We start from the raw sequence: 18,616 nt of genomic DNA on the forward strand, positions 1-18,616 counted from the left end.
ATTCTAAAGGGGATGAAAGAGTGAATAAGTCACAACTGATCGACAAAATTGCCGCAGGTGCTGATATTTCTAAAGCGGCCGCTGGGCGCGCATTGGATGCAATTATTGCTTCTGTTACTGAATCTTTGAAAGAAGGGGATGACGTAGCTCTGGTTGGTTTTGGTACTTTTGCAGTACGTGAGCGTTCTGCACGTACTGGCCGTAACCCTCAGACCGGTAAAGAAATCAGTATTCCAGCAGCTAAAGTACCAGGCTTCCGTGCCGGTAAAGGCCTGAAAGACGCTGTAAACTGATTACCGCATCAACTCTCATCTGCAGCGAATATTGTTTGTGTTAAACAATAACCTGACGCAGTTGAGCTGGTAAGGTAAGATACAAGGCGCATCGTTAATGATGCGCTTTTTTTTCGTTTAGCTGGCTGAATTGACTAACAGTTGAAGTGATTGATAGCTGAAGTTACGTAACATATTGGTCTGGCGAAAAATATCTGCGACCTTGTAGTAAAAACACAGTCGTTAGCAAGTACAGTAAGCAGTTTTAACGCGCAGCAGCACGAAGGGCTGTCGCAAGGAATGCTGGGTTTATTTAGACCTGCGCAACAGTTTTAATCCATATTACAGCGGAGTATTGTCACATTATGATGGACAATTTACGCGCGGCTGCTAATAACGTCGTGCTCAAAATCATTCTGGCCTTGATCATGTTGTCCTTTATCCTGACTGGGGTTGGCAGCTATCTGATTGGCGGTTCCAACGACTTTGCAGCCAAAGTTAATGGCCAAGAGATTAGTCGTGCTCAGTTAGAACAGGCTGTACAGAGTGAACGTGGCCGCTTGCAACAGCAATTAGGTGAACAATTCTCCGCACTGGCTGCGAATGAAGGCTACATGCTGCAATTACGTCAGCAGGTGCTCGGGCAGTTGGTCAACAATATGTTACTTGACCAATATGCTAAAAAATTGGGTCTGACTGCCAGCGATGATCAAGTTAAGGATGCCATTCGTCAGGCACCTTATTTCCAGACTGATGGCAAGTTCGATAACAACAAATATCTTGAGCTGGTTAATCGTATGGGTTACACCCCAGACCAATTCGCTCAATTACAGCGTCAACAGCTCATTAATCAACAATTGCTACAGGCCTTTGGTGATACCGGTTTTGTTCTTCCTGTCGAAGCACAGGCCATGTCAGCGCTGATTTTGCAGCAACGTGACGTCCGTCTGGCGACAATCGACCTGAAAGCACTTCAAGCGCAGCAGAAAGTCACTGATGAAGAACTGCAAGCCTACTACGATCAGAACAAAAATAGCTTCATTGCACCGGAACAGATGAAAATCAGTTTCATTGCGATGGATGCTGCAGCGATGCAGGACAAAATTACTGTTACTGAAGACGATATCGCCGCCTATTATGACCAACATAAAAGCAGCTATGGCCAGCCAGAACAGCGTAACTACAGTGTTATTCAGTTTAAGACTGAAGCTGAAGCCAAAACTGCTTTGGATGAGCTGAAAAAAGGGGCTGATTTTGCCGCTATGGCAAAAGAAAAATCGACTGACATCATTTCCCGTAAAAATGGCGGTGAATTGGGTTGGTTAGAGCCAGAAACTACCGCAGATGAACTAAAACAAGCTAATCTGACGGAAAAAGGCCAGCTATCTGATGTGGTTAAATCCTCTGTGGGTTACTTGATTGTCCGTTTAAATGACATCAAGCCAGAGCAGGTTAAACCGCTGTCTGAAGTCCATGATGCGCTGGCAAAACAGGTTAAGCAGGAAAAAGCTGTTGATGCTTATTATTCGTTACAGCAAAAAGTGAGTGAAGCGGCAACCAGTGATAACGAATCTCTCGCTTCTGCCGAAGAAGCCGCAGGGACTAAAGCTAAGCAAACGGGTTGGTTTACTCGTGATGCAGTACCTGCTGACGTCAATTTCAAACCTGTTATCCAAGCCATTTTTGAGGGGGGTTTAGTGGGCGAGAATGGCGCACCGGGCAGTAACTCGGATGTCATTACCGTTGATGGTGACCGCGCGTTTGTTATTCGTATCGATGGTCATAAACCAGAAGGTATTGAGCCATTCACTCAAGTCCGTGATCAAGTCGCTGAATTGGTGAAGCGTCAGAAAGCGGAACAAGTGGCTCGGGTTGATGGCGAGAAGATCCTGACAGCACTGAAACAAGGCAAGGGCGATGAAGCCATGAAAGCTGCAGGTATCAGCTTTGGCGAGAAGAAAACCTTGTCTCGGGCACCGGATGACGATCAGTTAGTACAGACTATCTTTGCATTGCCTCATCCACAAAAAGATCAGCTGGTTTATGGCTTGTCTCAGGATCGTCAGGACAACATTGTATTGATCGAACTGTTATCGGTAACGCCAGGTAAATTGCCGGAAGGCGAGATGAAGACCTTTATTGCTAAAATGCAAGAGGGTTCCAGTGGTGTGACCTTTGATGCGCTGATGGCAAACCTGCACAAACAGGCCACCATCAAAATGGGTCCTGCGGAACAGCAGCAACCGCAATAAGCCTCGCATTCATTTGCAATTCGATGTAACACCGAAAGGTCGCTTTGGCGGCCTTTCGCATATCTGGAACCTGCTCTTTGCGGTGAATCGGAGGTTGTTGCAAGGTAGTCATGCTGTCAAATACAAGGAGGATACAGCATGAAATTTATAGGAAAGTTATTTGTAATTACGACATTGTTAGCTGGCTTTAATATCCAACCCTTAGCCTATGCTGCATCCACCAGTCCCCTGCAGGAAAAAGCACCTAGCCAAACAACCAAGGCTACAACAACCCATCATCCGGTAAAAACGACGCAGGATAAAATGGTGGTAACAGCCCCAGCAGATAGGTCACCAGAAAGTGCTCAAAGCCAAATAAATATTAATAGTGCGGATGTGGAACAGTTAGCTCAGTTCCTCAGTGGAGTTGGTAGGAAGAAAGCTGAGGCGATTGTTAACTATCGTGAGCAGTTCGGCCCTTTTACGGATGCAGAACAACTACTTGAAGTCCCAGGTATTGGTCCCTCATTTTTAGAGAAAAACAGCAGCAAACTTAAGATGTGAATATTGCAGTCAGACAGGTACTGACGAGTATTTGTCTGGCTTTTTCAGTTCGCTATTTTCACAACAAATAACCCCCATTATTTCATACTGTAAGGTGTAATTGCGGGGTAAAACTGTGACGTTGTTCTAGATTATATAGTAAGCGCGCTATGAAGTGTTTTTCCTCTGCTAATCTTTCTTTTTGAGGTCATACCAGTTACGTATGCCACTCTATAATAACCATTAACTGTTTGGAGAAGCTCGTCGTCATGCATACTCATATTAAAGTCAGGGGTTTCCATATTGATGTTTTTCAACATGTTAATAATGCCCGCTACTTAGAGTTTCTCGAAGAAGCCCGTTGGGAGTGGCTCGATGGTGAGCCAGCAGCACAGTGGATGGCTGAAAACCAAATCGCTTTTATCGTTGTTAATATCAATATTAATTATCGTCGACCTGCAGTATTGGGCGACTTATTGCGAATTGACAGCCAACTGTTAAGGCTGAATGGTAAAAGTGGTGTGATGAAACAAACTATCACTTTGGAACCAGAGTCTATACCTGTAGCTGATGCAGAATTAACTTTTGTTTGCATCGATCTACGCAGTCAAAAGGTAGTCCCTATTGAGGGAGAATTGCACCAAAAATTGGAGGAGTTTGTCAACCGAGGGCGCTAAAGAACGGTGTTCTATTAATTATCAATCACTACCACACTGATGGGTGAGGTAGTGAAAGTAGGGCAGTTATCCGCGTTACTTTAGCAACAGAGTCAAACCAGCCCAGTTTTTTGTTTTAGGCTTAACAAAACGTTGGATTTATTGATCAGATAGGACTCTAGTCCTTTAGCGCGTAAGTGGCATGCTGCGCATTGACCACAACCATCGCCCTGAATCCCGTTATAGCAGGTGAGTGTGTCATGGCGGACCAGTTCCAGTTGCTGATAATAATCGGCTAAAGCCCATGTTTCAGCCTTGTCTAGCCACATCAAAGGAGTGCTGAATGCGATATCTCGGCCAATACCTAAATCTATTGCATTATTGAGTGCTTTAACGAACTCATCCCGGCAATCCGGGTAACCGGAGAAGTCTGTTTCACAAACCCCGGTGATAACAGTTTGCGCTTGTACCTGATAAGCATAAATGGAAGCTAAGGTGAGAAATAGAATATTACGCCCAGGTACAAAGGTACTGGGAACTGCATCCTTTTCGTCTTCATCGTAGGTAGGGACAGGAATACTATCTCGGGTCAGGCTACTAACAGCGAGTTCATTAAGCATGCTGACATCCAGCACTTTGTGTGCTTTGACGCCAAGCTTAGCGGCGAGTTTGCGAGCAATATCAATTTCTGCGCGGTGGCGCTGTCCGTAATCGAAGGTAATGCAGTGGACTTCATCATATTGCTGTAATGCTTGAATTAAACAGGTTGTGGAATCTTGTCCACCACTAAAAACAACGACGGCGCGTTTCATGCAGTTACCTCGTGCGGCTATGGGGATTTTAAGATGTTATGCCCACAGTAAAATTAACAACTGACAGTATGGTACTCAGTTAGCGTGATAAAGGGTAGCAGCTGAGCTTAGTCATCAGTCGGTGGCTGGTGGTAACCATGCTTGGCTGAAGTCGAACCAACCGTAAGCGGTTAACGTAACGCCGTTAATGCGCGGGGGGGCGTTGACCTGATATTGATAATTGAACAGCGGGAGAATCAATCCTGACAACATTAGGTCATTGTAATGTTCGCGTAATTGGCGAAAACGCTCTGGAGCCGGTTCGATTTGCTGAATCTGGGTCAATGTCTCTTGCTGTTGTTCCCACTGTTCTGGTGAGAGAATACCGCGCCACAGGGGATCAAGACGTAGCCAACTTTCCATCGTCGCTTCGGGTGATTCACCAACTAAATGGTCGGCAAGCAATAAGTCAGCTTGTTCAATTTGGTCGATATTTTTCCACTGTTTATCATGGCTGGCACGGATTTCTAATATGCAACCATTAGCCGCCAATACAGTTTTAAGCTGTTCAGCCACAGTCTTAAGTTCCATTGGCGGTTGATATACCAGCGTCAGGTGGGCTGGCAGTGGTGGGTCTTCATCAGATGTAAATTGCGGAATAGGCCAGCCAGGCAGCATTTCATGACTAGGGGTTATGATGCCCCGCATAATGGATAGCTCCTCCAATATGCCGGAGGTTTGCACTAACATCAGTAATTTGGTTATTTGCTGAGGGGTAATATTACGCCGATGCTGATTAATGGCCAGATAGCAAAATCCAAGGCTCATACTGCGCTGGACAGGGCGGGCTAGTGGGAAGTCTTCCTCCTGACCGATAGTAATACGCACCGGATGTTGGCAACTGCCGTCTGCTGATTGCACCATTAGGTTCGGGGTTATCCAGTACTCGATGATCTCCAGATAAGGGTGCTGCAAATGATAAAATTCATGTTGCTCTAGCCGCACCAGATGCTGTTCGAAAGTCGCCAGTTTAAATGGACCTGCACCTAATAGCGGATAGTCTGGATGAAACAGTCGGCAGGGTAAATCAGCTAACCGATGAGTCAGCCAATAATCTGGCTGTGATAGGGTAAATTGCAAGCAGAGGGCATGGGGAAGGGTGATTGCGAGAATATTGGCAAAGCTGGGCCGACTGCGCGGATTCGCTTGTAGCTGCGCCAGTGTTTGCAATAACTGCTCACCGCGAATGTGTTCACCATTGTGCCAACGTAACTGGCTACGCAAAAAGAATTGCCAGGTTAAGCCATCGTCACTCACTTGCCAGTGATGGGCCAGGTCAGGTTTTGGCTGTGGGTCACCAGTATTAAACCGGGTTAGGCCTGCGTGCAAAGTATAAATTAGATGTTGCTCCGCCCGGCCTGTAGCTGTGAGTGGGTTTAACGATTCAAGCTTACGGTAATAAGGAATTCGCAATATTGGGCTGTCAGCTTGCCATTGCCCACCCATATGAGGGTTAAGCAAAGCTTGGAGACGTTCAGGTTCCAGTTGGGCTAATTCGAGTGCTGCCTGATGGAAACCTTGCTCAAGGAATATTTGCAGATAGGCTGCGCGCAATGCATCCGGGTTTTTCAGGCATTGCAGCTGTGCTCGCTTTCCTCGACCAACTTGTGAATGCCAACTAAGCCAGTCATTCGCCTGTAGCTGTTGGATCAGGGTTCGGGCATGGCGTTCGCTGCAAAATAATAGGCTAGCGACTTCACCGACCGTGGTAGCGACTTGCTGGTCTGCGAATTTCTGATATAGACGCTGATATTGAGCTAGTCGGTGAATAATACGCATAATCAATAACCTACTCCATGATGTTATCAGCTAGTTTAAGCCTATTCAGTGATCGCATAGCCGTGCTGATTGGCATTGGTTCTAAATACAGAACAGTTTAAATTAATTGTTCACTATTAGTTCCGTAAATACTACGCCATAATTTTATGTATACCACCAGTTTCATTGTTTATGAGGTTTTGAATGTACCGTTTAGCCGCTTTTGATATGGATGGAACCTTACTGATGCGCGACCATAATATTGGTGGCGCGACATTGAATGCGTTACATCAGTTAGTGGAGAACGGAATCATTCTGACATTTGCTACTGGTCGGCATTATATTGATATGAAGGGGATTTTATCCCACTCTGGTATTAATGGTTATTTAATTACTGGCAATGGCACCCGAGTTTGCGATATGGATGGCGAACCACTCTACGGTATGGACTTACCCGCCGAGCTGGTGGAGTTTGCACTGCACACGCCATGGCAGACAGATGCCAGTATCCATATTTTCCGTGATGAAGGCTGGTTTACTAACTGCAATGATCCCGCGCTGCTGACGGCACATAAAACCAGTGGTTTCCAGTTCCAGCATACCTCATGGGATGCATTACCTTTGACTGGCAACCACAAAATTTGTTTTATTGCACCGCATGAGGAACTGGTTGAGTTGAAGACTCAGCTTGAGCAGCAAATGGGAGGGAAAGCTGATTTCTGTTTCTCTGCCCTGGAATGCTTGGAAGTATTGCCCCTGGGTTGCAATAAAGGAACGGCGTTGGAGCGATTAAGCCACCACCTTGATTTAACCCTGGCAGATTGTATGGCATTCGGCGATGCGATGAATGATAAAGAGATGTTGTCGCGAGTCGGACATGGGCTGGTGATGGGGAATGCATTGCCGCAATTGAAGCAAGAGTTACCCCAGCTACAGGTTATTGGCCGCTGCGAGCAACAAGGCGTAGCGCACTATTTGCAACATTGGCTAAGTTCACCACACCTCACCTATTCCCCCGAATTCTGAGGTTTATCTCCTCCGTTTTTGACGTTGGAGATAGCTATTAGCCAGCCGGATGACCATCCGGTTTTTTTCTTCTGCAAAGGGGCCTTAAACTGGCCCCTTTCTCTGTCAGTTATAGGTTATTTAATTCACTGCTGAATGGGGCCAAATCGCCAATATTATGACTTACCCACTGAGGGTTGTAGTAGGTATCGAGATAACGCTCACCGCTATCACAAAGTAATGTCACGATAGCACCAGTTTTACCTTGCTCACGCATCTGTTTCGCTAACTGTAGTGCTCCCCAGACATTAGTGCCGGTTGAAGCCCCCACTTTACGGCCAAGAATACCTTCCAGCCAATGGATGGTCGCAACACTGGCGGCATCTGGTACGCGCAACATACTGTCGATCACCTCTGGAATAAATGAAGGCTCAGCGCGTGGCCGTCCAATACCCTCAATACGGCTGCCACAGTTGGCGGTTACAGTACGGTCACGGTTGCAGAAACAGTCATAAAATACCGAGTTTTCCGGATCGACCACGACGAGCTGAGTATCATGACCTTGATAGCGGATATAACGGCCTAAGGTTGCCGATGTGCCGCCGGTACCAGCGCTCATCACAATATAGTCCGGCACCGGGAAAGGTTCGCGGGCCATCTGGCGGAAGATACTGTCAGCAATATTATTATTACCGCGCCAATCTGTCGCCCGCTCCGCATAAGTAAACTGGTCCATATAGTGGCCGTTAAGTTCACGAGCCAGTTGTTCGGATGCAGCATAAATTTGCCCGGCACTTTCTACAAAGTGGCAGCGGCCGCCATAAAAGGTAATTTGTTCGACTTTGCGTCGAGCGGTGCAACTTGGCATGACGGCAATAAAAGGCAAACCAATCAAACGCGCAAAATAGGCTTCAGACACCGCAGTGCTTCCTGATGACGCCTCAATGATTGTTGTACCTTCTTTGATCCAGCCATTACATAAGCCATAGAGAAACAATGAGCGGGCTAAACGGTGCTTCAAGCTGCCGGTTGGATGCGTACTTTCATCTTTTAAATAGAGATAAATGCCGGGGAATGCTGGCAGGTTTAAGCGGATCAGGTGGGTATCAGCGGAGCGTTGAAAATCGGCTTCTATTTCACTGATAGCATTTTTTACCCAAGTATTGGTCATTTTATGGCCTGCGATGTAGGTAGTAAACTAATGATGACTAGGTTAACGGTTCCTAAAGAAAAAAACGTTGCTATTTTTACTTCTTTATCGCCAAATGATAGAAATTTATTCTATGGTTGCTGGCTATGTTAGATAAAACTGACCGTAAACTCCTGTGCATGCTGCAAGAAGATTGTACGCAATCACTGCAAGTCTTGGCTGAAGCGGTCAACTTGACCTCTACACCATGTTGGAAACGCTTAAAACGCCTTGAGGATGAAGGGTTTATTCGTGGGCGAGTTGCTTTGCTAGATAGCGAAAAGTTAGGATTAGGACTCACTGCATTTGTGCTGATCAAAACGCAACAGCATAATAGCGGTTGGTATCAGGAGTTCGTTGAGTTTATCCATAAAATGCCAGAGGTGCTGGCGTTCTATCGTATGGCGGGGGAATATGACTACCTGATGCAAGTCGAAGTTGCCGATATGAAAAGCTACGACAGCTTTTACAAACGTATGGTTAACGGTGTTCCGGGGCTGATTGATGTCACATCAAGCTTTGCGATGGAAAAGATTAAATATACGACTGTGTTACCGGTTCCTGAATAATTATACTCTTCATCTGCCAGGTTGTAGCCGTGTTGGCTGTTCGTGCTCATCCCAATCCATGACGGGTATCGAACCATCGGGATGAGCTCCTTTGCCGCACTCCTGCTTATTGAAATCTAGAGAGTATTAAGTGATGGTATTCTACTTATTGCGTATAACGAGAAATACCGGGCTTTTCGGTGTCAGACCATGGAATAAAACTGCGTGAGATTGTTTGCACAATTAGGCTGGTATTTCCGCCGAGAATGGCGCCGTTACATTGGCGCGGTATTATTGTTGATCATTATTGCTATCTTGCAATTATTGCCGCCTAAGTTGGTCGGTGTCATTGTGGATGGTATCAGCACCAAACAGATGTCGACCAATATGTTACTGGTGTGGGTCGGTGTGATGCTGGTCACCGCCATTGTGGTCTATCTGCTGCGCTATGTGTGGCGAGTATTACTTTTTGGTGCTTCCTATCAATTAGCGGTAGAGCTGCGGGCAAACTTTTATCGCCAACTCAGTCGGCAAACCCCTGGCTTCTATTTACGTCATCGTACCGGCGATTTAATGGCGCGTGCCACTAATGATGTCGACCGCGTGGTTTTTGCTGCAGGTGAGGGTGTCTTGACGCTAGTGGACTCGCTGGTGATGGGATGTGCCGTATTGATTGTAATGAGCACCCAAATCAGCTGGCAATTGACCTTGCTGTCACTGTTACCGATGCCAATCATGGCGGTAGTTATCAAGTATTACGGTGACCAACTGCATCAGCGGTTTAAATCAGCTCAGGGGGCATTTTCTGCCCTCAATAATCAGGCGCAAGAGAGCCTGACCAGTATCCGCATGATCAAGGCCTTTGGTCTGGAAAATCATCAGTCACAACAGTTTGCGCAGGTCGCAGCACAAGCGGGTGCTAAGAATATGTATGTTGCCCGTATTGATGCCCGTTTTGACCCGACAATTTATATTGCTATTGGTGTCGCGAATTTACTGGCTATCGGCGGTGGTAGCTGGATGGTGGTAAATCACAGCATCACTCTGGGGCAACTGACCAGCTTTATCATGTATTTGGGATTGATGATTTGGCCGATGCTGGCGCTGGCGTGGATGTTTAATATTGTTGAACGGGGCAGTGCTGCCTATAGTCGCATCCGCAGCTTGCTGGAAGAAGCCCCGGTAGTAAAAGACGGTGACATTGCATTATCTGACGAGCGCGGCACCTTAGCGGTCAATATTCACCGTTTCCAATATCCGGGGGCTGAACAGCCATCATTGCATGATGTCTCGCTGACTCTGGCTCCGGGGCAAATGCTGGGTTTATGCGGGCCTACGGGTTCCGGCAAAAGTACCTTGCTGGCATTAATTCAGCGGCAATTTGATATTGATGACGGCAGAATTTGTTATCAAGGGCATCCGCTGTCTGATATCCGCTTAAATGATTGGCGTGGGCGTTTATCTATAGTCAGCCAGACCCCCTTTTTGTTCTCTGATACCGTCGCGGGCAATATTGCATTAGGGAAACCCGATGCCACTCAGGCACAGATTGAACGGGCCGCCCGTTTAGCCAGTGTGCATGAAGATATTTTGCGCCTTCCACACGGCTATGACACTGAAGTGGGTGAGCGCGGTGTGATGTTATCCGGTGGGCAAAAACAGCGAATTTCCATTGCACGAGCTCTGTTATTGGATACTGAAATTTTAATTCTCGATGACGCGCTCTCTGCGGTTGATGGTCAGACGGAGCATGAAATCTTAAAAAACCTGCGGGAGTGGGGCGAACACCGTACCGTGATTATCAGCGCACACCGCCTTTCTGCTTTGACCGAAGCCAGTGAAATTCTGGTTATGCAACATGGTAGCGTGATGCAGCGGGGCACTCATAACGTGTTGGTTAATCAGTCTGGATGGTACCGGGAAATGTACCGTTATCAGCAACTGGAGGCCGCTTTGGATGAGGGCGAACCGGAGGTTAAAACTGATGAGTAAAACTCAGCAACCTCTGCCGATACGTAAACTCTGGCCTACACTAAAACGCCTGCTTTCTTATGGTTCACCCTATCGCAAACCCCTAGGGCTGGCGGTATTGATGTTGTGGATCGCCGCGGCAGCTGAGGTCAGTGGCCCACTGTTGATCAGCTATTTTATCGATCATGTGGTCGCTAAGGGGACGTTGCCTCTGGGGCTGGTTAGTGGCTTGGCATTGGCTTATTTACAGCTGCAGTTACTGGCTGCGGCGTTGCACTACTTTCAGGCGTTGCTGTTCAATCGGGCCGCCGTGGGGGTGGTTCAACGGTTACGTATTGAAGTAATGGATGCGGCGTTGCGCCAACCTCTCAGTGCTTTTGATACCCAGCCGGTCGGGCAATTGATTTCTCGCGTGACGAATGACACTGAAGTTATAAAAGATTTGTATGTAATGGTGGTGTCCACCGTGCTGAAAAGCGCGGCATTAATCGGTGCAATGCTGGTGGCGATGTTCAGTCTGGATTGGCGTATGGCGCTGATTTCGATTTGTATTTTCCCCGCTGTGCTGGTGGTTATGGCCATTTATCAGCGTTATAGCACGCCAGTAGTCCGCCGTGTTCGGGCCTATTTGGCGGATATTAATGACGGTTTCAATGAAGTCATTAATGGCATGGGCGTGATTCAGCAGTTCCGTCAGCAAGCGCGCTTTGGGGAACGTATGGAGTCAGCTAGCCGTGCGCATTATGTCGCGCGTATGCAAACCTTACGTCTGGAAGGTTTTCTATTGCGCCCGCTGCTGAGCTTATTTTCTGCTCTGGTGTTGTGTGGTTTGTTGCTACTTTTTGGCTTCAGTCCAGAAGGCTCTGTTGGGGTTGGTGTGTTATATGCCTTTATTAACTATTTGGGCCGGCTTAATGAGCCGCTGATTGAGTTGACATCGCAGCAGTCGATCATGCAGCAAGCCGTGGTGGCGGGGGAGCGTATTTTCGAGCTGATGGACCGCGCCCAGCAAGGATACGGCACTGATGACCGCCCACTGACCAGTGGTCACATTCAGGTTAAAAACGTCAGTTTTGCTTATCGTAACGATAAAATGGTACTGCAAAATATTTCCCTCGAGGTACCTTCGCGCGGTTTTGTTGCCTTGGTTGGGCACACGGGGAGCGGCAAGAGCACCTTGGCTAATCTGTTGATGGGCTACTACCCGGTGCAGAACGGTGAAATTCTGCTTGATGGCCGGCCTCTCTTAGAATTATCACACCAAACCTTGCGCCAAGGTGTGGCAATGGTGCAGCAAGACCCCGTGGTATTGGCCGATTCGTTTTTTGCCAATGTGACTTTAGGTCGTGATATCAGTGAGCAACAAGTGTGGGATGCATTGGAAACCGTGCAACTGGCCCCGTTAGTTCATGCTTTACCTGATGGGTTGCACAGTTTGCTCGGCGAGCAGGGCAACACCTTGTCTGTCGGACAAAAACAGTTGCTGGCGATGGCGCGAGTATTGGTGCAAGCGCCGCAAATTCTCATTCTGGATGAAGCCACGGCGAATATTGACTCTGGTACTGAGCAAGCGATCCAGCGTGCATTGCAACTTATCCGAAAAAATACCACGTTAGTGGTGATAGCTCACCGCCTTTCAACCATAGTTGATGCGGATACCATTCTGGTATTGCACCGTGGTGTCGCCGTTGAGCAAGGTAAGCACCAAGAGTTGCTGGCGGCTCATGGGCGCTATTATCAAATGTATCAGTTGCAGCTGGTGAGCGAAGATTTAGCTGCCATTGATCAAGTAGAAACCGCCGTGCATTAAAAAACAACTTGCGGGGCTGACTGGCCCCGTAGATTGTGCCAGAGAGCTTCTCGATTTAATCCCTCCAGTGAATATCCCCGTTAATGTCCATCCGGTGCGACTCGCGCACCATAATCTGGCAAAGCAATAGCACGCTGAAGTGGTCGTGCACTTCTGTGACGCGCATCGCACTAATTTGGTGCATGAAAACTGTTCAATTATATCGATTCAGCCATAGTTCCTCTGGGGGGGCTATCCCAACCGCCCTATGTTCGCCATTTTGACATTAAATTCTCATGACTCATATTTATGGCATAGCCTTTGCTTTATCTGTTTCGTGGCAGACATGAATTCGACTTAATTCGAGAAGGGGCAAATATGAAGCTGGTTACCGTGGTGATCAAACCATTTAAGTTGGAGGATGTGCGTGAAGCCTTGTCCTCTGTAGGTATTCAGGGGCTGACCGTAACCGAAGTGAAAGGATTTGGTCGCCAGAAAGGACATGCAGAACTCTATCGAGGTGCTGAATACAGCGTCAATTTCTTACCTAAAGTGAAGATTGATATCGCCATTGCTGATGATCAATTGGATGAAGTTATTGATGTGATCAGTAAGGCCGCCTATACCGGTAAAATTGGTGATGGCAAAATTTTCGTTGCTGAATTGCAACGTGTTATTCGCATCCGTACCGGCGAAACCGACGAAGCAGCACTGTAATTTGCAGGCTCAAATTTAGTGAATAGGGATGGGTTGATGATGAAAAAACTTTTATCCGTGTTGGGCCTGAGTTCGGTAGCGATGCTGCCCTCTTTGGCAATGGCCGCAGCACCGGCTGTAGCTGACAAAGCCGATAACGCTTTTATGATGATTTGCACCGCTTTAGTGCTATTTATGACTGTGCCCGGTATTGCCCTGTTCTATGGCGGCCTGCTGCGTTCTAAAAACGTATTATCGATGATGACTCAGGTTACCGTGACCTTTGCTCTGATTTGCGTGTTGTGGATATTGTATGGTTACAGCCTGGCGTTCAGTTCCGGTAATGCGTTCTTCGGCAATTTTGATATGGCGATGCTCAAAGGTATTGGTTTGACTAGCCTGAGCGGCACTTTCTATCAATATATTCATGTGGTGTTCCAAGCCTCATTCGCCTGTATCACCGTCGCGTTGGTGGTGGGCTCATTCGCTGAACGTATCCGTTTCTCCGCAGTATTAATTTTTGCGGTGCTGTGGTTCACTTTCTCATACCTGCCAATGGCGCATATGGTATGGGGAGGCGGCTTCCTGGCACAGGACGGCGCACTAGACTTCGCTGGTGGTACTGTGGTGCATATTAACGCCGCGACTGCCGGTTTAGTGGGGGCATACTTGCTGGGTAAACGTGCCGGTTTTGGCAAAGAAGCCTTCAAACCACACAACTTACCAATGGTGTTCACTGGTACCGCTATCCTGTATATCGGCTGGTTTGGTTTTAATGCCGGTTCTGCCAGTGCTGCTAACGAAATTGCTGCACTTGCCTTCTTGAATACGGTTGTTGCCACCGCAGGTGCCATCCTTTCCTGGGTCTTTGCTGAGTGGATTTTACGTGGTAAACCTTCACTGTTAGGCGCATGTTCTGGCTGTATCGCCGGTCTGGTTGCGATTACACCAGCAGCGGGGACAGTGGGTGTCGGTGGTGCATTGATTATCGGCCTGGTTGGTGGGGTTGCTGGCCTGTGGGGTGTGGTGCTGCTGAAAAAATGGCTGCGGGTGGATGATACCTGTGATGTGTTCGGTGTCCACGGAGTGTGTGGGATCGTCGGTTGTATTCTGACCGGTGTCTTTACCTCTGCTTCTCTGGGGGGGACCGGTTTCGCGGCTGGCGTGACCATGGGCCATCAAGTCGGTGTACAGTTGTTCAGTGTTGGTGTCTGTTTGGTCTGGTCTGGGGTTGTTGCTTTTGTTGCCTACAAAATTGCTGACTTGGTGGTTGGTCTGCGGGTACCAGAAGAACAAGAACGCGAAGGTCTGGATGTTAACAGTCACGGCGAAAATGCATACAACCAGTAAGTTAAGCCGTTATCACCAGCTGATAGGCTAGAAAAAATAATAAAGATGATGATAGCAACAGGGGCGATGGAAACATCGCCCCTGAACTATTCAGATAAAGGCAGTCTTGCTTCAACGATGCAAACGAATAACACCTTCCTGTACTGTTGAGGCTATCAGCACCCCTTCTCGAGTATAAATCTGTCCGCGAACAAAACCCCGAGCACCGGAGGCTGACGTGCTTTCTACGGCATACAACAGCCAGTCGTCCATACGGAATGGCCGATGGAACCACATGGAATGGTCGATGGTGGCAATTTGCACACCCGGTTCAAGAAAGCCAATTCCGTGTGGTTGTAAAGCGGTTAGAAGGAAATTGAAATCAGAAGCATAGCCCAGTAAATACTGGTGAATGCGTAAGTCATCCGGCATTTTGCCATTGGCACGGAACCAGACGTGACGATGGGGTTCTTCTACGGAACCTTGCAAGGGATTGTGGAATTTCACCGGGCGCATTTCAATGGGCTGGTGGCCGATAAACTTCTCCCGCACTTTTTCGGGGATCAAATGGGCAAATTTACGGGCAATATCAGCCTCAGACATTAATCCCTCCGGTGGAGGGACATCAGGCATGGTATTTTGGTGCTCAACACCCTGTTCTTGACTCTGGAACGACGCCGTCATGTAGAAGATAGGTTTACCATTCTGAATCGCGCTCACTCGGCGAGCGCTGAAACTGTTGCCATCGCGCAATGTTTCGACGTCATAAATAATGGGTTTACTGCTGTCCCCTGGGCGTAAAAAATAGCTGTGAAATGAGTGAACAAGCCGGTCAATCGGAACCGTTTGTTTGGCTGCATAAATTGCCTGGCCCACAACCTGACCACCAAACACCTGGCGCAAGCCCAGATCTTCACTTTGGCCACGGAAGATCCCTTCTTCAATTTTTTCCAGATCGAGTAGATCGAGCAGTTTTTCTAATGCCTGACTCATGTTGTGGCCCCTGATGATTGAGTTCATACACAGTGTGCTGAATCCATTGGTCGGTCGTCAATATAATGCTGCGCAACGGCTGTTCAGTTGATCTGCATTTGATAAGGAATAGTCTTATAAATAGCTTAATTAGGCAGTTCGCGCCAGAGGTTAGCATATTGTGCTATAATTAGCTTGCTAGGTGGTTGAAGCCACTTATTAAACGCGGGTTGTTCTGTGAATAGCCAGCATCTTAATAATAAGAAGGAGTGCGACCTATGAAACCTTGGCAATCAATAAAATTATGGCAGATAGCGAGTGGGGCAGCATTGGTAGTGAGTCTGGCCGGGTGTGCTCACCAAGGGGCTGATGTTCCGGTTCCAGCACCTGCAGGGACAACGACAGCAGCAGCACCTATTGCGCAACCTGCTGTACAAGGGACAGTAAATATCCGTGAGCGCATTGCCTTACCACCTGATTCTGTCGTAACGGTTACGCTGTCGGATGCTTCACTGGCTGATGCACCTACTCGGGTCATTGCTCAAAAAGCGATTCGTACCGAGGGTAAACAGGCACCTTTTACTTTTGCCTTGCCGTTTAACCCAGCAGAAATTCAGCCAAATGCCCGTATTATTGTCAGCGCGGCTATCACGCATAATGGTCAGCTAATGTTTATCACTGATACCATTCAGGAAGTGATTAATAATGGCACCGGTACCCAGGCTAACCTGTTACTGGTTCCTGTGACCTCGGTGGCCATTGAAACTGCGCCAACAGCAACAACATCAGGTACTGGGACAATACAGTAACCACTGAGCGCGCTACAGAGTGCTGATAATTCTGTAGCGCCGCCATTTATTGGTATTGCCAACGATACTGTTGTAAATCAATACGTCCGGCTGGCGTTATATCAATACCTTCAGCCAATAACGCATTTTTCTGTCTAAGATAGTCTTGCCCAACTAACGAAATTTCGCCATGGCGATTGATAACCCGATACCAGGGCAATGTAGACCCTTCCGGTAAACGCTTTAGAACACCACCAACTTGTCGCGCTGCTCTAGGAGAACCTATCAGACGGGCAATATCACCATAGGTAGTCACCTGTCCGTAAGGGATTGCAGCTACCACGTGAAATACCCGCTGGCGAAAGCTATCTACGACTGGTGGGCTGTTTTGCTCTGCTATGCCATCCAGCGCTTCAGTTTCATCCTGGCTTTGTTGCCCCATTTTTGATGATGTCACTGCATCCTCTTTGTTGTCTGCTATCTGCATGCTGTTATAGGAACGAATAACATCATCAGTGATTTCTGTACCAGAAGAAAATAAATTTAGTTGATAATTGAAGACGACTGGGTAAGAAACCACCGGTTAGCGTAGGTTGTCTTGCTATTTGATTGGGCATGGCCGATAATGCCCACCGCTCCAGAGTATTAGGGGCCGTTAACGTCAATGGAGGCCCTGTTGGTTCTCTCGCAACACTAACTTGTGAACTCGGTCAGGTCCGGAAGGAAGCAGCCGTAGCAGGCGCGGTGTGTGCCGGGATGTAGCTGGCAGGGCCTCCACCATTTCTAATAAGTGCATGATATTTATCATGTAAAGCTTATCTATCTTCGACACCACAACTCTTCAGTAAACGAAGCTTATTAGGTTCACAGACAACTGTATCTTGAAGGTCGCTGATGATATTTGGTGTTTTCATATTGATAATCTGAATTTTCATCAAACCCTGAAAACGGATAGTTCACGGCGCTTTGTTCCGGTACACCCTCAATTACTGATGCTTGGTCTACTTAAGTTTGTTTAAGAGAAGAAGGAATATCTTTTCCCTGACCCTAAATTTCAACACTGCCTTTTAGCATATGTCGGATAAAAATTTATGCCTGACTTCATCTATAAACCATTTTGTTATAGGCGGTTGCTTCATTTTCATTCGCATAATAATTGCATAATGTCCAATAGGTAGTGTTTCAGAGACATTTATAATTGATAGTTTGTCTCCAATGTATTCATTCATCAATATCTCTTTGGGACCAATAGATATATAACCTTCATTAATGATCAATTGTTCTGCAATAGCAACTGAGTCACCATATAGAATTGAGTGTTCAGGACCGACACCATACGGGAATATTATTTTCTCTAGAGAAGTAAACATATCTACCCCAGCTCCGGGCAAATACCATTTTTCGTTCCTGAGATCTTCTAAAGAATGACTATTAACCAAAGGGTGATTTTTGCTAGAGAAAACATGAAACTGCTCACTAGATAAGTATTCCACATGAAACTCATCTAGAGATATATCAGGCATGATCATGCCAACAAAAAAGCTAAGCTTACCAGAGCGAATTGATTGCACCAGTTCAGAAAACTGTCCTTCAATAACGGTCAATTTTGTCTGAGGGTATCTATTTTGAAAGTTCTTAATAATACCGGGCATAATTCCGTAAGCGGGTAAATGTGAACAACCAAAGCGAATCGCACCTTGTGAATCACTGATAAATTGAGACAGATCGTTCATGCCTCGTTCAAGTTCATTAAGTACCTTATTCATGCAAGGTTCAAAGAACTTCCCCATTTCAGTTAATTGAACTCCATGAGTCCCTCGTTTTAGCAAAGGAGCCCCAACAATACTTTCAAGTTCTTGCATACTGCGAGTCACCGCTGATGGAGTCTGATTTGTTGCTATGGCTGCCGCGCGTATACTTCCAGTAAAAATAACTGTCCTTAAGTTTTTAAGCTGATTTATTTTAGGTAGATTGTTCATATTACTCTGCTGCTCTAGTGCTATTTGTTATGATAACAA

The 18,616-nt window shown here is 47.0% G+C and carries 17 protein-coding genes and 1 other RNA gene; 12 read left to right on the plus strand and 6 right to left on the minus strand.

What is annotated here, in order from left to right; translation table 11 throughout:
• Positions 1-20: 20 nt before the first annotated feature.
• The 4 genes from hupB to DJ58_RS03725 all read left to right on the plus strand — a co-directional run bounded on the left by hupB (position 21) and on the right by DJ58_RS03725 (position 3,723).
• Positions 21-293, plus strand: a complete 273-nt coding sequence (gene hupB, locus DJ58_RS03740; protein WP_004392663.1) for a nucleoid-associated protein HU-beta — start codon at positions 21-23, stop codon at positions 291-293.
• A 344-nt stretch (positions 294-637) separates the two neighbouring features.
• Positions 638-2,524, plus strand: coding sequence for a peptidylprolyl isomerase (gene ppiD / locus DJ58_RS03735; protein WP_004707585.1), 1,887 nt, complete (start codon positions 638-640; stop codon positions 2,522-2,524).
• A 138-nt stretch (positions 2,525-2,662) separates the two neighbouring features.
• On the plus strand, positions 2,663-3,067 hold the full coding sequence (locus DJ58_RS03730; RefSeq protein ID WP_004707586.1) for a ComEA family DNA-binding protein: 405 nt from the start codon (positions 2,663-2,665) through the stop codon (positions 3,065-3,067).
• 248 nt (positions 3,068-3,315) lie between these two features.
• Positions 3,316-3,723: an acyl-CoA thioesterase gene (locus DJ58_RS03725; RefSeq protein WP_004707587.1), complete on the plus strand. Its 408-nt coding sequence runs from the start codon at positions 3,316-3,318 to the stop codon at positions 3,721-3,723.
• Between the two features lie 92 nt (positions 3,724-3,815).
• Here the strand turns inward: DJ58_RS03725 and queC are convergent, their stop codons facing one another.
• A complete protein-coding gene (gene queC / locus DJ58_RS03720; protein ID WP_004707589.1) occupies positions 3,816-4,514 on the minus strand; it encodes a 7-cyano-7-deazaguanine synthase QueC in 699 nt (232 codons plus the stop codon).
• Positions 4,515-4,628: 114 nt separating this feature from the next.
• On the minus strand, positions 4,629-6,332 hold the full coding sequence (locus DJ58_RS03715) for an SgrR family transcriptional regulator (RefSeq protein WP_004707592.1): 1,704 nt from the start codon (positions 6,330-6,332) through the stop codon (positions 4,629-4,631).
• 183 nt (positions 6,333-6,515) lie between these two features.
• Here DJ58_RS03715 and cof point away from each other — a divergent pair, with 183 nt between their 5' ends.
• Positions 6,516-7,337, plus strand: coding sequence for an HMP-PP phosphatase (cof, locus tag DJ58_RS03710; protein ID WP_004707593.1), 822 nt, complete (start codon positions 6,516-6,518; stop codon positions 7,335-7,337).
• 109 nt (positions 7,338-7,446) lie between these two features.
• On the opposite strand, the gene DJ58_RS03705 is transcribed toward cof, so the two are convergent.
• Positions 7,447-8,487, minus strand: coding sequence for a PLP-dependent cysteine synthase family protein (locus DJ58_RS03705; protein WP_004707595.1), 1,041 nt, complete (start codon positions 8,485-8,487; stop codon positions 7,447-7,449).
• A gap of 125 nt (positions 8,488-8,612) precedes the next feature.
• On the opposite strand from DJ58_RS03705, the gene DJ58_RS03700 reads away from it, so the two are divergent.
• The 5 genes from DJ58_RS03700 to amtB all read left to right on the plus strand — a co-directional run bounded on the left by DJ58_RS03700 (position 8,613) and on the right by amtB (position 14,859).
• A complete protein-coding gene (locus DJ58_RS03700; protein WP_004707597.1) occupies positions 8,613-9,074 on the plus strand; it encodes an Lrp/AsnC family transcriptional regulator in 462 nt (153 codons plus the stop codon).
• A gap of 204 nt (positions 9,075-9,278) precedes the next feature.
• Complete coding sequence (locus DJ58_RS03695) at positions 9,279-11,045, plus strand: SmdA family multidrug ABC transporter permease/ATP-binding protein (RefSeq protein ID WP_032910678.1); 1,767 nt, start codon at positions 9,279-9,281, stop codon at positions 11,043-11,045.
• Positions 11,038-12,834 carry a SmdB family multidrug efflux ABC transporter permease/ATP-binding protein gene (locus tag DJ58_RS03690; protein ID WP_032910679.1) on the plus strand — a complete coding sequence of 599 codons (1,797 nt, stop codon included), beginning with the start codon at positions 11,038-11,040 and terminating at the stop codon, positions 12,832-12,834. The genes DJ58_RS03695 and DJ58_RS03690 overlap by 8 nt, the downstream gene beginning before the upstream one ends.
• Positions 12,835-13,191: 357 nt before the next feature.
• Complete coding sequence (gene glnK, locus DJ58_RS03685; RefSeq protein ID WP_002208627.1) at positions 13,192-13,530, plus strand: P-II family nitrogen regulator; 339 nt, start codon at positions 13,192-13,194, stop codon at positions 13,528-13,530.
• A gap of 39 nt (positions 13,531-13,569) precedes the next feature.
• Entirely contained in the window at positions 13,570-14,859 is a 1,290-nt protein-coding gene (gene amtB, locus DJ58_RS03680; RefSeq protein ID WP_032910695.1) for an ammonium transporter AmtB, read from the plus strand.
• A gap of 111 nt (positions 14,860-14,970) precedes the next feature.
• Here amtB and tesB read toward each other — a convergent pair whose 3' ends face one another.
• Positions 14,971-15,831 (minus strand): acyl-CoA thioesterase II, encoded by an 861-nt coding sequence (tesB, locus tag DJ58_RS03675; RefSeq protein ID WP_004707606.1) that lies wholly within the window; start codon positions 15,829-15,831, stop codon positions 14,971-14,973.
• Between the two features lie 257 nt (positions 15,832-16,088).
• Here tesB and DJ58_RS03670 point away from each other — a divergent pair, with 257 nt between their 5' ends.
• Positions 16,089-16,619, plus strand: a complete 531-nt coding sequence (locus DJ58_RS03670; protein WP_004707609.1) for a YbaY family lipoprotein — start codon at positions 16,089-16,091, stop codon at positions 16,617-16,619.
• A 46-nt stretch (positions 16,620-16,665) separates the two neighbouring features.
• On the opposite strand, the gene DJ58_RS0121940 is transcribed toward DJ58_RS03670, so the two are convergent.
• On the minus strand, positions 16,666-17,040 hold the full coding sequence (locus tag DJ58_RS0121940; RefSeq protein ID WP_032910696.1) for an MGMT family protein: 375 nt from the start codon (positions 17,038-17,040) through the stop codon (positions 16,666-16,668).
• A 232-nt stretch (positions 17,041-17,272) separates the two neighbouring features.
• Between DJ58_RS0121940 and ffs the strand changes: the two genes are divergently transcribed.
• Positions 17,273-17,369: signal recognition particle sRNA small type (gene ffs / locus DJ58_RS22925), an RNA gene on the plus strand.
• Between the two features lie 296 nt (positions 17,370-17,665).
• On the opposite strand, the gene DJ58_RS03665 is transcribed toward ffs, so the two are convergent.
• Positions 17,666-18,577: a LysR family transcriptional regulator gene (locus DJ58_RS03665; RefSeq protein WP_004707615.1), complete on the minus strand. Its 912-nt coding sequence runs from the start codon at positions 18,575-18,577 to the stop codon at positions 17,666-17,668.
• Positions 18,578-18,616: the final 39 nt, after the last annotated feature.

Origin of the sequence: Yersinia frederiksenii ATCC 33641 (assembly GCF_000754805.1) — a bacterium.
Lineage (GTDB): Bacteria > Pseudomonadota > Gammaproteobacteria > Enterobacterales > Enterobacteriaceae > Yersinia > Yersinia frederiksenii.